We start from the raw sequence: 13892 nt of genomic DNA on the forward strand, positions 1-13892 counted from the left end.
TCCACGCTCACCGTCCAGTCCAGCTCACCGGCGGCATCCGCGCGGGCCTGCAGCGCGGTGAGGATCCGGTCCCAGGTGCCATCGAGGCTGAACCGGTGGTGTCGTTTCCACACCGTCTGCCACGGCCCGAACTCCACCGGCAGGTCCCGCCACGCGCAGCCGGTCCGGTAGCGGAACACGATGCCCTCGAGCACCTGCCGGTGATCTCGAAACGGCCGCCCGCGCATCCCGGCCGAGCTGGGCAGCAACGGCTCCAGCCGAGCCCAATCCTCGTCAGACAGCACCGCCGAGCGAGCCATCTCCAAACGATCCACCCGCATCAGGCGGCCGTTTGGGAGACACGCCCTAGGTCCGGGATCTCCGCGTCGTTCCCGCGTGAGGATCACCACGTCGCTCACCACACGTGGTGATCCGGGCTCACCACGTCCGCTCCTACGTTCCCTGGCATCAGCCGAAGGGGGCGCGAGCGACATGTCGAGCGGCCACGACCACGAGCCCGGGTTCTACGAGATCCGCGTCAGAGGACACCTGGAGTCCCGCTGGGCCGCCTGGTTCGACGGGATGACCCTGACCCGGGGCAGCGACGGCACCACGGACATCCGGGGTCCGGTGGTCGACCAGGCCGCGTTGCACGGACTGCTGCACACGGTGCGGGACACGGGACTGCCGCTGGTGTCGGTCAGCCGGGTCGAGCGCCCCCGAGCCGAACCCCCACCGAGCGATCCGCGATCCGCACGAGGAGAAGTCAGATGACGACGACCGACCACAGCCCGGTGACCGGAGGAGTGGCGACCGACCCGATGCGCAGGACGGCGGTGCTCGCGGGCGGGCTGTACCTGCTCACGTTCGCCTCCTCGATCCCCGCCCGGTTCTACTTCCTGGACCCCGTCCTGAGCGACCCCCGCTACGTCGTCGGCCCGGGCGCCGACACCCGCGTCCTCGTCGGCGGCCTGCTCGACGTGGTCAACGCCCTCGCCTGCATCGCCACCGCGGTCGTGCTGTTCCGGGTGGTGAAGCGGCAGAGCGAGACCCTCGCGCTCGGCTTCGTCACCTCCCGGCTGCTGGAGGCCGCCGTCATCTCCATCGGCGTCGTGAGCCTCTTCGCGGTCGTGACCCTGCGACAGGGCGCGGCCGGAGCCGCGGGCGCGGACGAGGCCTCGCTGATCGCCGTCGGGTCGTCGCTCGTCGCCGTCTACGAGTGGACGTTCGTCCTCGGCCCCAACGTCATGGCGGCCGTGAACGCACTCCTGCTGGGCACCCTGCTGTACCGGTCCGGCCTGGTGCCACGCGCCATCCCGCTCGTCGGGCTGGTCGCCGGCCCCCTGCTGCTGGCATCCGTGACCGGGGTGGTGTTCGGGACGCACGGCCTCAGCGACGGTGTGCACGTGGTCGCCGCGCTCCCGATCGCGGCGTGGGAGTTGTCGCTCGGCGTGTACCTGGTGGTCAGGGGCTTCACGCCCGCAGCCGTCGCCGCGCTGACCAGGACCGACCGGGACACCGCCCCGGCGCCGTCGCCGGCCTGAGAGCGCACGGCACCGGACCCGGCCGCCACCCCTCGGGGGGCGGCCGGGTCGCGCTGCGCCACCACCCCGCACGAGCGGCCCGCCGTGGCGGCCGGGGGACCCTGGTGCCGGCCGCGGGTGGCGTGGGCGGCGGGGCGGTGCTCAGCCGATGACCAGGGACTGCCAGGGGCCCAGCCACGGCCGGCGGCTGTACGCCAGGTCCAGCCGGCCCGGCCGGGCGTCGACGAGCTCGCCGAAGACCGTCGCGAAGACCGTGCCGTCCTGTTCGTGACGGACCACCAGGGCGCCCGGGTCGTCGCGCGGGGGCTCGCCGTGCACCAGTCGGCGCCAGCCGTCGGGGTAGCCGGCCGCGGCGAACCGCGGCAGGAACGTGTCGGCCTTGCGGTCCTCGGGACCTCCGGAGGTGACCATCCAGGTGCCCTCGGGGTGCCCGGTCCGCACCATCCGCTCGCCGTCGAAGTCCCAGGTGGTCAGCCCGTCCGGCGCGGCCAGGACGAGGAGGAAGCTCGCCATGCCGTCGGGGTCGACGGCGGAGGTCCAGTCCGGGCCGTGCTCGGCGGCCAGCAGAGGCAGCACCCCGCGGCTGGGTGCACCCGGCTCCGCCGTCCGCTTCTGCGGCCGGTTGAGCACCAGCGCGGTGACGCCGGTGCCGACGTGGGTGGCGCACCAGGTCCCGCCCGCGACGCGGTCCCGGCCGCCGACGAGGGCCGGGTGCTCGGGCCACCACCGGCCGGGGTCGTCGAACTCCCGGCCGGTGACCTCGTCCCGCAGGGCGAGGACCTGCGTGGGCGCACCCCGGGCCCACCGCACCACCACCGTGCACATGCGCCCGATCGTCCCAGCGCCGCGACCGGGACGGGCAGGTCCGGCCGGATCGTGCCACCTCGGGCCGCGCTCACCCCGCCCGTGCGGCGAGCCGCTCGGTGAACAGGACCAGGTCGTCGCCGTCGGTCCACCGGTCCGGGACCCGGGCGACCCGGTCGTAGCCGCACCGGTCGTAGAACGCACGGGTGCCGGCGTACCGGTCGGTCCCCGAGGTGCGGACGGCCAGCAGGCGTGCGCCCCGGCCGGACAGGTCGGCCTCCACGTGGCGCACCAGCGCCTGCCCGGTGCCGCGGCCCTGCAGCATGGGGTGCACCGCGATCATGGTGAGGTCCCACGCCCGGTCGGCGGCCTCCTCGGGCGCGTAGTAGACGACCGCCGTCAGCTCGGCCGGGTCGGCGGGCGCGGCTGGTGCACCGCCGTCGTCGACGAGGCAGGTCCGGCCGTCGACGTCGCCCGGCCCGGACGCCCGCGTGAGCGGCCCGAGGACGTCGTCGAGGAAGGGTGCCTCCTCGGCCGTGAACATGCCGGCCGCCACGACGAGGTCGCGCACCGCGGGGAGGTCGCCGTCGCGCAGGGGCCTGAGCACGGCGGCCAGCGTCGACCACCGCGGCCCGGTGCCGCAACGCAGTTGTCCGGCGGCCGCGCACGCGACGCCGGTGCTGCACCTGCCACTCCGGAGCGTGCGCGTGGTGTCGGCGGGTGCGTCCAGGTCCAGCAGGAGACCCCGGACGACGGCGACCGCCGGTGCGCTCCCCGCGGCGGTCGGGTCAGGTGGTTGTGACCCAGTTCACGGCCACGTTACGGTCGTCCGTGCCCGGGTCCCGGGACGCCGGTGAGAGCCGGCGGACCGTCCCGGGCCGCGCGCGGTCGGGGTCCGGCGGGAGGCGGCTCGGCCGCAGCAGCCCCGACCCGGTCGGGCAGGGGCCCCGACGTCCGGCACCGCCGACCCAGAGGAACACACGTGAGCAACGCGGAACGGCTCGGCCCGGAGTACCGCACCGCCACCCTGCGCAGGCTCGAGCAGGAGGAGCTCGACGTCCTGGTCATCGGCGGCGGGGTCGTCGGCGCGGGCAGCGCCCTGGACGCGGCCACCCGGGGGCTCCGGGTCGGGCTCGTCGAGGCGCGTGACTACGCCGCCGGGACCTCCAGCCGCTCGAGCAAGCTCTTCCACGGCGGACTGCGCTACCTCGAGCAGTTCGACTTCGGCCTGGTCTTCGAGGCGTTGCGGGAACGCCGCCTGGTGCTCGAGACGCTCTGCCCGCACCTGGCCCGGCCGGTGCCCTTCATCTACCCGCTGCAGCGACGCATCGACCGGCCCTACGTGGGGCTGGGCATCGGTGTCTACGACGTCATGGGCGCCGGTCGTGGCGTGCCGGGCCACCACCGCCACCTCGGGCGCCGGAGCACGGCGGCGTCCTTCCCCTCCGGGAAGCGGTCGGCCATCCGGGGCGCCGTCCGGTTCTACGAGGGACAGGTCGACGACGCACGCCACACGATGATGCTGGCCCGGACCGCGGCGACCCACGGCGCGCTGTGCGTCACCAGCACCCGGGTCACCGAGTTCGTCCGGGAGTCCGACCGGATCGCCGGGGTCCGGGTCCGCGACCTGGAGAGCGGGCGGGAGTCCACCATCCGGGCGCAGCACGTGGTCAACGCCGCCGGGGTCTGGACCGACGAGATCCAGGAGATGATCGGCGGGCGCGGCCAGTTCCAGGTCCGCGCGTCGAAGGGGGTCCACCTCGTCGTCCCGCGGAACCGGATCAACAGCGCCACCGGTGTCATCACCCGCACCGAGAAGAGCCTGCTCTTCGTCATCCCGTGGGGGAGTCACTGGATCATCGGCACGACCGACACCGACTGGGACCTCGACCTCGCGCACCCCGCCGCCAGCCGGGCCGACATCGACTACCTGCTCGACCACGCCAACTCCCTCCTGCAGGACCCCCTCACCCGGGAGGACGTGGTCGGCGTCTACGCGGGACTGCGGCCGCTGCTGTCCGGGGAGTCGGAGTCGACGAGCAAGCTGTCCCGCGAGCACGCCGTCGCCAGCCCCGTCCGCGGGCTCACCGTCATCGCCGGCGGGAAGTACACGACCTACCGGGTGATGGCCGAGGACGCCGTCGACTCCGCCGTCCACGACCTGGAGCGGACGGTCCCGCCGTCGGTCACCGACCGCACCCCCCTCGTCGGGGCGGACGGGTACCTCGCCGCGCACAACGGCCGCCGGCTCACCGCCGAGCGCACGGGCCTGCCGTTGTCGACGGTGGAGCACCTGCTGGGGCGGTACGGGACGCTGTGCCACGAGCTGTTCGACCTGATCGCCGCACGGCCGGAGCTCGCCGAGCCGCTGCAGGGCGCGCCGGAGTACCTGCGGGTCGAGGCCCTCTACGCGGTCAGCCACGAGGGCGCCCTGCACCTGGACGACGTCCTGACCCGGCGCACCCGGATCTCCATCGAGGTCCCCGACCGCGGTGAGGCGGCCGCCCAGGAGGTCGCCGACATCGTGGCGCCGGTGCTCGGCTGGGACACCGAGCACGTCGACCGGGAGGTCGAGCACTACCGGCTGCGGGTCCGGGCCGAACGCGAGTCGCAGGAGAAGATCGACGACCGCACCGCGGATGCCGCGCGCCTGGGTGCGCCCGACGTCCGGATGGGCGCGGCGAGCATGGCCTGAGGCGAGCACGGCCTGACGCGGCAGGGCCTGACGCGGCAGGGCCACGCCGCCCCGGGGGTCGTGCTCGGGTGCCGGCCCCCGGGGTGACCGTGCTCGCGCGGCGACCGGCTCAGGAAGCGACCGGCTCAGGAAGCGACCGGCTCCGACAGCTCCAGGACGACGACGCCGCTGTCGAAGGTGCGGGTGGCGACCCTGCCGTAGCGGCCGGTGACGCCGGGGGCGAACACCGTGGAGGTGCCGGCGCCGCGCAGCACCGGGTGCACCCACAGGTGCAGTTCGTCGAGCAGTCCGTGTCCCACGAGCTGCTGGGCCACCGGGCCGTAGCCGTACATCAGGACGTCCCCGCCGTCCTGCTCCTTCAGGGCGCGGACCGCCTCGGCGAGGTCACCCCGGAGCACGTGGGTGTTGTTCCACGCCGGCTCGGTCAGCGTCGTGGACGCCACGTGCTTGGCCATCGCGTTCATCCGGTCGCTGAACTCGTCACCGCTGCGCTCGGGCCACGCCGAGGCGAACCCCTCGTAGGTCAGGCGGCCCATCAGCAGCGCGTCGCTGGCCCGCAGCTTGTCGAGGGCGTACTCGGCCGCGGTGGCGTCGAAGTAGTCCAGCGACCACTCCTGCGGGTCGGAGGTGACGCCGTCGAGGGTGACGTAGGTGGAGTTGACGATGCGGCGCATGACCGTGTCCTTCCGGGGAGGGATCCCCGGCGGTCCCGGGGACTGACCCGACCCTGGGGCGCGGCTCCATCGCCTGGCTATCGGTCCGCTATCGGTCCCGCTGCCGGCCCGGCCACCGCGGCCAGGCGACGCCGCGCACGCGCCAGGAGGTGCGAGTCGCCGGTGACCTCCGCGGTCGCGATGGCGGCGCGGAACCGGTCACCGGCGGCCGCGTGCCGGCCGCGGGCCGCCTCGTGGCGCCCCAGCCCGTACAGGGCGTACCCGACGCCGATCCGGTCGCCGAGGGAGGTGGCGATCTCCAGGACGCGGGTCATGTCGCGCACCGCCCGCTCCCCGTCCCCGCCGAGCGCGGCCACGTCGGCGGCCCGGTACAGGACCTGCGCCTCCGTGCGCGGCATGGCGCCGGCCCGCGCCAGCCGGAGCGCCTCGGCGAGCGTGTCACGCGCGGTCGCCACGTCGCCGTCCAGGACGTCGAGGCGCGCCAGCTCGGCGCGGGCGTGCGCCTCGCCGCTGCGGTCCCCGGCGGCGTGCAGCAGCGCGACGGCCCGGGTCGCGGCTGCGCGGGCGTCGGACGGGCGTCCACACACGCGGTGGACGACGGCGAGGTGGCGCAGGCAGGCACCCGCGCCGTGCCCGTGGCCGATGCCGTCGAAGAGGTCGAGCGCCGCGTCGAGCAGGGTCCCGGCCTCGTCGAGCTCGCCCTGGTGCACCAGCAGCGCGCCGGAGGAGAGCCGGGTCAGCGCCCGTCCGGTCGGGTCGCCGTCGGCGTCGGCGGCGTCCCGGGCCGGGCCCACGGTGGCCCGCCAGTCGTCGACGTGCCCCCGCACCTCGAAGAGCCCGGCGGCGGCGAGGCCCAGGCGCCAGGCCAGCCGTGGGCTGCCGGCCGCGAGCGCGGTGGAGACGGCGGCGACGAGGGAGGCCCGCTCGTCGTCGACCCAGGGCAGCGGGTCGCGCGCCACCTCCTCGAGCACCCGCCGCGACGGCCCCCACCGCCCGGGCAGGGGATCGGGCAGCAGCCGGTCGCCGAAGACGGGGAGGTAGGCGGCCTCGGCGAGCGCCAGCCAGCCGTGCAGGAGCCGTTCCACCGACTCGCGGGAGTCGGCGGGTGCGTGCTGCTCCGCGGCGAAGACCCGGACCAGGTCGTGCAGCACCATCCGGGGGCCGGCGGCTCCGGCGCGGGTCGTCACCAGGTGGGTCTCCAGCAGCCCGGCCAGCGCGTCGTCGCCCCGGCGCTCGTCACCGAGCAGGGCACCGGCCGCCCACAGCGGCAGCCGCGGGAAGGCGGGCTGGGCCAGGAGCCGGAACAGCCGGCGCGCGTCGGGGGTCAGGCCGTGGTGGGTGAGCTCCAGGGTGCTGCGCAGGCGGAGCCCGCCGATGCTCAGCTCGTCCAGCCGGCTGCCCTCGTCCTGCAGCCGCTCGACCAGGTCGGCCAGGCGCCAGTGGGGCCGGGACGCCAGCCGGGCACCGGCGATCGTCAGCGCGAGCGGGAGCGCGTCGCAGGCGGTGACGAGGCGACGGGCGGCCTCGGGCTCCTGCGAGACCCGGTCCTCACCGACGTGGGCCGCCAGCAGGTCGAGGCCGTTGTCGTCGGGCAGCACGCCCAGGCCGACCCGTGCCGTCCCCGGCGCGCCCGCCAGCCGCGTCCGCGACGTCACCAGGACGGCGGAGCCGGGGGAGCCGGGCAGCAGGGCGGTGACGTCCGCGGGGTCGGTCACCCCGTCGAGCACGACCAGGACGCGCCTGCTCGCCAGGCGGCTGCGGTAGGCGGCGGCACGTTCGGCGCCGTCGTCGGGCACCAGCGCGTCGGCCATGCCCAGGGCGCGCAGGAAGCGACCCAGCACGCGCGCAGCCCGGCTGCCGGCTCCCTCGTCGGGTTCCTGGTGCAGGTCGGCGTACAGCTGGCCGTCGGGGTAGTCCGCCGCGAGCTCGTGGGCGGCGCGGAGGACCAGGGTCGACTTGCCCACGCCACCGGCGCCGTGGACCAGGACGACCCGGACGGAGAAGGACGCGCGGGGGTCGGGCGGACCCGAGAGGAGGTCCACGATGCGCGACAGCTCGGCCGCGCGACCGACGAAGGTGGACGGTGCGGCCGGGAGCTGACGGGGCAGGACCTGGGGCAGCGGCGCCGGCACGGAGCGGGCCCCCGCCGCCGTCCCTGCCACTGCCGCCGTCCCCTCCACCGCGGCCGTCCCCTCCAGCGCCCGGGCGTGCAGCTCCTGCAGTGCCGCTCCCGGCTCCAGGCCCAGCTCGTCGGCCAGGACCCGGTGTCCCGTGCGGTACACCTCCAGCGCCTCGCTCCGACGCCGGCCCGCGACCAGCGCCTGCATGAGCAGGCCGCGCAGCACCTCGTCCAGCGGGCGCTCGGCGACCAGCGGGGTCAGCTCGGCCGCGACCTCCTGGTGCCGGTCGAGGCGCAGGCGCACGGAGGCCCGGGCCGCGAGGGCCTCGGTCCGCTGCCGGTCGAGCGCCAGCGCGGCGCGTCCGACCAGCGGGCTCGGGACGCCGTCGAGCGCCGGGCCCCGCCACTGGCCGAGCGCGGCCGACCAGCTCGCCTCCGCCCCGTCGAGGTCCCCCTCCCGCTCGAGAGCGCGGGCGCGCGTCGCCGCCGTGGTGAACCGGCGCAGGTCGAGGGAGTCGTCGGGGAGGTCGAGCTGGTAGCCCTCCCGCGCGGTGGCGATGGCGGCGGGCAGCGCCAGTGCCGCGAGGCGGCGCCGCAGGCCGGAGACGCAGATCTGCAGCTGCGTGCGGGCGGTCGCCGGCGGGTCCTCGTCCCAGACCGCCTCGACCAGCCGTGCCGCCGGCACCGGGGACCCCGCCGACAGCGCCAGCACCGAGAGCACGACCGTCTCGCGGGGACTGCCCACCGGCACCGGGGCGCCGCCCGACGCCAGCCGGGGAGGGCCCAGGAGGAGCACCCCGTCCTCGACGGGGCCGGTGGCGGGGACGAGCACGTCGGTCAGTGTCCCAGCGGCCCCGCACGACGGGCTCCTGCCCTCGGCGCCGGTCGCGCGGTCACGCTCGCCCGCCGGGGACGGCAGGCGTCTCTTGTCACCCCAGGTGGGCACGGGCACGCTGTCGGCCGTCCCGACCGCAGCGGCGTCGGCCCGGGCGCCGTCCGGAACCCAGGAGTCCTGATGCTGTTCCACGTCAGCTTCCGCGTCGAACACACCCGCCTCGACCGCGACGAGTTCTGGGACGAGTGGGAGCGGGAAGCGCAGGCGGCGCTCGCCGCGATCGACGCCGGGGTGATCAAGAGCCTGTACAAGGTCGCCGGGCAGCGCCGGGTCATCGGCATCGTGGAGGTCGAGTCGCACGACCAGCTCGACCAGATCGTGATGGGGGCCCTGCCGATGAGCCACCACCTGACCCTCGAGGAGGTCCTCCCGGTCCGGGAGTACAGCGCCTTCGCCGAGGACGTGGGGCGGCGCTGGCAGTCCTAGCGCCGGCAGTCCTGGCGCCGGACCTCCCGGCTTCGGGCGTGCGCCCCGTGCGCCTCCGCGTCGGGCCGCACCGGCGGAGCGGCGACGGACGCCGCCACGGCTCCCCGCGAGGTGGCGATCGACCGGACCCGACCCCGGCCCGCGGGGTCCCGGGCGGCGTCCCGGCACACTGACGGCGCCGCGCCGACCGGTGCCGGCGACGACGACCCGAGGAGACCCCGTGCCGGCTGAGCGGATCCTGGACGCGGCCGCGCAGGTCGCCGACCTGCTGCTCGACGTCCAGACCCGGGTGAACGCACGGATCGACGCCGCGCTGGCCGAGCTGCTGCCCGCCGTCACCGAGCGGCTGGGCGTGCCCCCGGACGGCGCCGCCGACGTCACCGGGCTGGTCAACACCCGCATCACCGGGCTCAGCGTCGTCGTGACCCCCGCCGCGGTCGCCACGGCGGTACCGCTGCCGGCCACCTCGGTCGCCACGACCGCCGCCGCCCGCCGCGCCGTGGCCGGCATCGTCACCGGCGACGACGACCGGCTGGCCGTCATCGCCGGCCCCTGCTCGATCCACGACCCCGAGGCGGCGCTGGAGTACGCGGCCTTCCTCGCCCGCATGCGCGAGCGGCACGGCGCGGACCTCGAGATCCTCATGCGGACCTACACCGAGAAGCCACGGACCGAGGTCGACTGGAAGGGCTTCGCCTACGACCCGTTCCTGGACGGGTCGAGCCGGATCAGCGTCGGGCTGGTCGCCACCCGCGTGCTGATGGCCCGTATCACGGCCGCCGGCGTGCCGGTCGCCGCCGAGCCGCTCAACGCGCTGACCCCGCAGTACGTCAACGGCCTGGTCACCTACAACGGTGTCGGCGCGCGCAACGTCACCGACCAGACCGCCCGCGAGCGGGTGTCGGGCTTCTCCTCCGTCGTCGGCTTCAAGAACTCCCCGGAGGGCAGCGTCGACTCCGCGATCTCGGCGGTGCTCACCGCGCGGGCACCGCACGAGTTCCTCGGCGTCGACGCCCACGGGGTGTCGGCCCAGCTGTCGACGACCGGCAACGACACGGCGCACGTCATCCTCCGCGGCACCGCCGACGGCCCCAACTTCTCCGCCGCGCACGTCGCCGACGTCCGCCGGCGGCTGGCCGCGCGGGGGCTGCCCGAGGTCGTGGTCGTCGACGCCTCGCACGGCAACAGCGGCAAGGACCACCGGCGCCAGCCCGGCGTCGTCCGGGACCTGGCCGGGCAGGTCGCGGCCGGTGAGACGGCGATCCGCGGTGTGATGGTCGAGAGCAACCTCGCCGAGGGCAGGCAGGACCTCGACCAGGCGCACCCCGAGCGGCTCGCGTACGGCGTGAGCGTCACCGACTCCTGCGTCGACCCCGCGACGACCGAGGCGATGCTGGCCGAGCTGGCCGACGCCGTCCGGGCCCGGCGGGGAGCTGCCGGAGGGCGGTAGCGGGCGCCGGTGGCCACGACCGCTCTCCCCACGCGCGCCGGGCCGCTAGACCTCGACGGCGGCGCCGCAGACGCCGCAGACCTCGAGGTGCCGGCGCCGCCACCGCAGGACCGGCACGAAGAAGACGCTGAACTGGCGGAACTGCCGGATCCGGCGCCACTGCGTGGTGTTGCCGCAGCGCGGGCAGGTGCGGACCTCCCCGGGCCCCCGGTCCTGCTGCTTGGTCCCGAACCCGAAGAGGAAGAACACCCCGCCACCCTAGGCAGCCGGCCGGGACCCCGCCGATCCCACGGTGCAACCTGCGGGGCGCCGGGGCTGTCGCGCCGCTGCCGGGCCCGGCACGCTCGCGGCACCCCCGACCGAGAGGACACCACCGTGGCCACACCGCGCGAGGTCGCCGAGGCCTTCTCCCTCCACCGCTTCCGCGACACCTACGACGACCTGGCGCCCGGTGTGGTCTGGACGGCGGTCGGCACCGGCCGGACGGTCGGCCGGCAGGCCGTCGTCGCCACCTGCGAGTCGCTGCTGCACGGGCTGTCCGGCACCACGGTGACCGTCGAGCGCCTCGTCACGGTGGCCGACGGCGACGTCGCCGCCGTGGACGTCGTCACCCGGTACGCCGAGGCCGGCGGCGGCCACTCGGTGGTGTCGGCCTGCGACGTCTACGAGTTCCGGAACGGCGCCGTGGCCGCGATCCGGTCCTACGCGGTGGAGCTGGAGTCCGGCTGACCTCGCCGGGCCGGACGATCACGGCGGTGGCAGGCTCGCCCCATGGTCCGGGTGGGTCTGGTGCTGGGCGGGGGCGGCGTCGTCGGGCAGGCGTACCACTCCGGGGTCCTGGCGGTGCTGCAGCACGACTTCGGCTTCGACGCCCGCGGCGTCGACGTCGTCGTCGGGACGTCGGCCGGGTCGATCACCGGCACCCTGCTGCGGGCCGGCGTCTCCGCGGAGGACCTCGCGGCGTGGACGGTCAAGGCGCCGCTGTCCGGCGACGACGACGTGCTCCGGACGATGGCCGCCACCCCCGTCCCCGAGCTCGCGCCGTTCCGGCCACTGGAGGTGTTCCGCCGCCCGCTGCGGCTGCCGCACCCCGGCCTGGTCGCCCGTGCCCTGAGCCGCCCGTGGCGGTTCCGCCCGCTCGCCGCGGGGATGACGCTGCTCGCGCCGGGAGACCACGACGTCGTCGGGCAACTGTCGGCCCTCCGCGAGGTCGCGGGCCCGGGCTGGCCCGAGCGCGACCTGTGGATCACCGCCGTCCGCCGCCGCGACGGCCGCCGGGTGGTCTTCGGCCGGCCCGGGGCGCCGCCGGCGCCGCTGCACCTGGCGGTCGCGGCCTCCTGCTCGGTGCCCGGCTACTTCGCCCCCGTGCAGATCGGCCGGCACGGCTACGTCGACGGCGGCGTGCACTCGGCCACCAACGCCGCGGTCCTGCGGTCGGCGGGGGTGGGGCTGGCGGTCGTCGTCGCGCCGATGAGCGGCTGGCCGGGCTGGCGCCCCGACGTCACCGCCGCCGTGCGCCGGTACTCGCAGCGGATGCTCGAGCGGGAGGTGCGCGCCCTCGAGGCGGCCGGCATCCGGACCGCCGTGTTCACCCCGAGCCTGGCCGAGCAGGAGGTCATGGGCGCCGACATGATGTCGCGCGCGCGCCTCGACGAGGTGATCCAGCAGTCCTTCATCCGGGCCGGCGCCCACGCCGCCACCCCGGAGGTCGCCGCGCTGGTGCGGGAGGCGGCCCGGGCGGGCGGTCGCTGACCGGCCGGGTGGACCCGGCGCCCAGCGACTAGGTTCGTTCCCTGGACGAGCGGTCGGCGCAGGGGGTGCACGTGGGCAGGTCGGTGCTGGTGACCGGCGGGAACCGGGGGATCGGGCTGGCCATCGCCCGCTCCTTCGCCGAGCAGGGCGACGCCGTGGCGGTCACCCACCGCGGCAGCGGCGCCCCCGAGGGGCTGTTCGGCGTCGAGTGCGACGTCACCGACGCCGCCGCCGTCGACGCCGCCTTCACCGCCGTCGAGGAGCACCAGGGCCCGGTCGAGGTGCTGGTGAGCAACGCCGGGATCACCCGCGACGGGCTGCTCATGCGGATGAAGGAGGACGACTTCACCGACGTCCTCGACGCCAACCTCACCGCCGCCTACCGGGTGGCGAAGCGCGCGACGCCGAAGATGGTGCGCGCCCGGTCCGGCCGCATGGTGTTCGTCAGCTCCGTCGTCGGGCTGCTCGGCTCGGCCGGCCAGACCAACTACGCGGCGAGCAAGGCCGGCCTGGTCGGCCTGGCCCGCTCGATCGCCCGCGAGCTCGGCAGCCGCAACGTCACCGCGAACGTCGTCGCGCCCGGGTTCGTGCGCACCGACATGACCGCGGAGCTGCCGGAGAAGCGGCAGCAGGAGATCCTCGGGCAGGTGCCGCTGGGCCGGTACGCCGAGGCAGACGAGATCGCCGCCGTCGTCCGCTTCCTGGCGGGCGACGCGGCCGGATACGTCACCGGGGCGGTCGTCCCGGTCGACGGCGGACTGGGGATGGGGCACTGATGAGCGGCATTCTCGAGGGCAAGAAGGTCCTCGTCACCGGCGTGCTGACCGAGGCGTCGATCGCCTACGCCACCGCGCGGATCGCCCAGGAGCAGGGCGCCACCGTCGTGCTGTCCAACTTCGGGCGGGCGCTGTCGCTGTGCCAGCGGATCGCCAAGCGGCTGCCGCAGGAGGCGCCGGTCGTCGAGCTCGACGTGACGAACGCCGAACACCTGTCGACGCTGGCCGACCGGCTCCGGGACCAGGGGTTCGACGGTCTCGACGGCGTCGTGCACTCCATCGGGTTCGCGCCGCAGGAGGCGATGGGGGAGGGCTTCCCCGAGGTCGCCTGGGAGCACGCGGCGACGGCGTTCCAGGTGTCGTCGTGGTCCTACGCCTCCCTCGCCCAGGCCTGCCGGCCGCTGCTGGGGAACCCGTCCTCGGTCGTCGGCCTCACCTTCGACGCCTCCGTCGCCTGGCCGGTCTACGGCTGGATGGGCGCGGCCAAGGCGGCGCTGGAGTCGGTCAGCCGCTACGTGGCCCGCGAGCTCGGGCCCGAGGGCGTACGGTCCAACATCGTCGCGGCCGGCCCGCTGCGCAGCATGGCCATGAAGTCCATCCCCGGCAGCGCCCAGTTCGAGGAGGCGTGGGAGGGCCGCGCGCCGCTGGGCTGGTCGGTCACCGACACCGAGCCCGCCGGCAAGGCCGTCGTGGCGCTGCTGTCGGACTGGTTCCCCGCGACCACCGGCGAGATCGTGCACGTCGACGGGGGCTTCCATGCCGTCGGTGTGTAGAGCCG

The 13892-nt window shown here is 75.6% G+C and carries 14 protein-coding genes; 8 read left to right on the forward strand and 6 right to left on the reverse strand.

Annotated elements, in window-relative coordinates:
* The coding region (locus BM165_RS00005; RefSeq protein WP_075012029.1) for an IS5/IS1182 family transposase at positions 1-299 on the reverse strand (299 nt) is incomplete at its 3' end.
* A 450-nt stretch (positions 300-749) separates the two neighbouring features.
* Here BM165_RS00005 and BM165_RS00015 point away from each other — a divergent pair.
* Positions 750-1523, forward strand: coding sequence for a DUF4386 domain-containing protein (locus tag BM165_RS00015; protein WP_075011503.1), 774 nt, complete (start codon positions 750-752; stop codon positions 1521-1523).
* A gap of 141 nt (positions 1524-1664) precedes the next feature.
* On the opposite strand, the gene BM165_RS00020 is transcribed toward BM165_RS00015, so the two are convergent.
* The gene (locus BM165_RS00020) at positions 1665-2348 is read right to left on the reverse strand and encodes an NRDE family protein (RefSeq protein ID WP_244273934.1); all 684 of its coding nucleotides are present in this window, start codon (positions 2346-2348) and stop codon (positions 1665-1667) included.
* Between the two features lie 70 nt (positions 2349-2418).
* The gene (locus BM165_RS00025) at positions 2419-2934 is read right to left on the reverse strand and encodes a GNAT family N-acetyltransferase (protein WP_083426887.1); all 516 of its coding nucleotides are present in this window, start codon (positions 2932-2934) and stop codon (positions 2419-2421) included.
* 375 nt (positions 2935-3309) lie between these two features.
* On the opposite strand from BM165_RS00025, the gene BM165_RS00030 reads away from it, so the two are divergent.
* Positions 3310-5022: a glycerol-3-phosphate dehydrogenase/oxidase gene (locus BM165_RS00030; protein ID WP_075011505.1), complete on the forward strand. Its 1713-nt coding sequence runs from the start codon at positions 3310-3312 to the stop codon at positions 5020-5022.
* A gap of 125 nt (positions 5023-5147) precedes the next feature.
* On the opposite strand, the gene BM165_RS00035 is transcribed toward BM165_RS00030, so the two are convergent.
* On the reverse strand, positions 5148-5696 hold the full coding sequence (locus tag BM165_RS00035; protein ID WP_075011506.1) for a dihydrofolate reductase family protein: 549 nt from the start codon (positions 5694-5696) through the stop codon (positions 5148-5150).
* A gap of 77 nt (positions 5697-5773) precedes the next feature.
* The gene (locus BM165_RS00040) at positions 5774-8647 is read right to left on the reverse strand and encodes an AfsR/SARP family transcriptional regulator (protein ID WP_075011507.1); all 2874 of its coding nucleotides are present in this window, start codon (positions 8645-8647) and stop codon (positions 5774-5776) included.
* A gap of 183 nt (positions 8648-8830) precedes the next feature.
* On the opposite strand from BM165_RS00040, the gene BM165_RS00050 reads away from it, so the two are divergent.
* On the forward strand, positions 8831-9136 hold the full coding sequence (locus tag BM165_RS00050) for a muconolactone Delta-isomerase family protein (protein WP_075011509.1): 306 nt from the start codon (positions 8831-8833) through the stop codon (positions 9134-9136).
* Between the two features lie 220 nt (positions 9137-9356).
* Complete coding sequence (locus BM165_RS00055) at positions 9357-10586, forward strand: 3-deoxy-7-phosphoheptulonate synthase (protein ID WP_244273935.1); 1230 nt, start codon at positions 9357-9359, stop codon at positions 10584-10586.
* Between the two features lie 45 nt (positions 10587-10631).
* Here the strand turns inward: BM165_RS00055 and BM165_RS00060 are convergent, their stop codons facing one another.
* Positions 10632-10835 carry a zinc-ribbon domain-containing protein gene (locus tag BM165_RS00060; RefSeq protein WP_075011510.1) on the reverse strand — a complete coding sequence of 68 codons (204 nt, stop codon included), beginning with the start codon at positions 10833-10835 and terminating at the stop codon, positions 10632-10634.
* A gap of 126 nt (positions 10836-10961) precedes the next feature.
* Here BM165_RS00060 and BM165_RS00065 point away from each other — a divergent pair, with 126 nt between their 5' ends.
* The 4 genes from BM165_RS00065 (at position 10962) to fabI (ending at position 13887) form a co-directional block, all read left to right on the forward strand.
* Positions 10962-11315: a nuclear transport factor 2 family protein gene (locus BM165_RS00065; RefSeq protein ID WP_075011511.1), complete on the forward strand. Its 354-nt coding sequence runs from the start codon at positions 10962-10964 to the stop codon at positions 11313-11315.
* A gap of 42 nt (positions 11316-11357) precedes the next feature.
* On the forward strand, positions 11358-12338 hold the full coding sequence (locus BM165_RS00070; RefSeq protein ID WP_075011512.1) for a patatin-like phospholipase family protein: 981 nt from the start codon (positions 11358-11360) through the stop codon (positions 12336-12338).
* Between the two features lie 71 nt (positions 12339-12409).
* Positions 12410-13114 carry a 3-oxoacyl-ACP reductase FabG gene (gene fabG / locus BM165_RS00075; protein WP_075012032.1) on the forward strand — a complete coding sequence of 235 codons (705 nt, stop codon included), beginning with the start codon at positions 12410-12412 and terminating at the stop codon, positions 13112-13114.
* On the forward strand, positions 13114-13887 hold the full coding sequence (gene fabI / locus BM165_RS00080; protein ID WP_075011513.1) for an enoyl-ACP reductase FabI: 774 nt from the start codon (positions 13114-13116) through the stop codon (positions 13885-13887). Before fabG ends, fabI begins: the two co-directional genes overlap by 1 nt.
* Positions 13888-13892 lie beyond the last annotated feature (5 nt).

This window comes from Geodermatophilus obscurus (genome assembly GCF_900115395.1).
Taxonomy (GTDB): domain Bacteria; phylum Actinomycetota; class Actinomycetes; order Mycobacteriales; family Geodermatophilaceae; genus Geodermatophilus; species Geodermatophilus obscurus_B.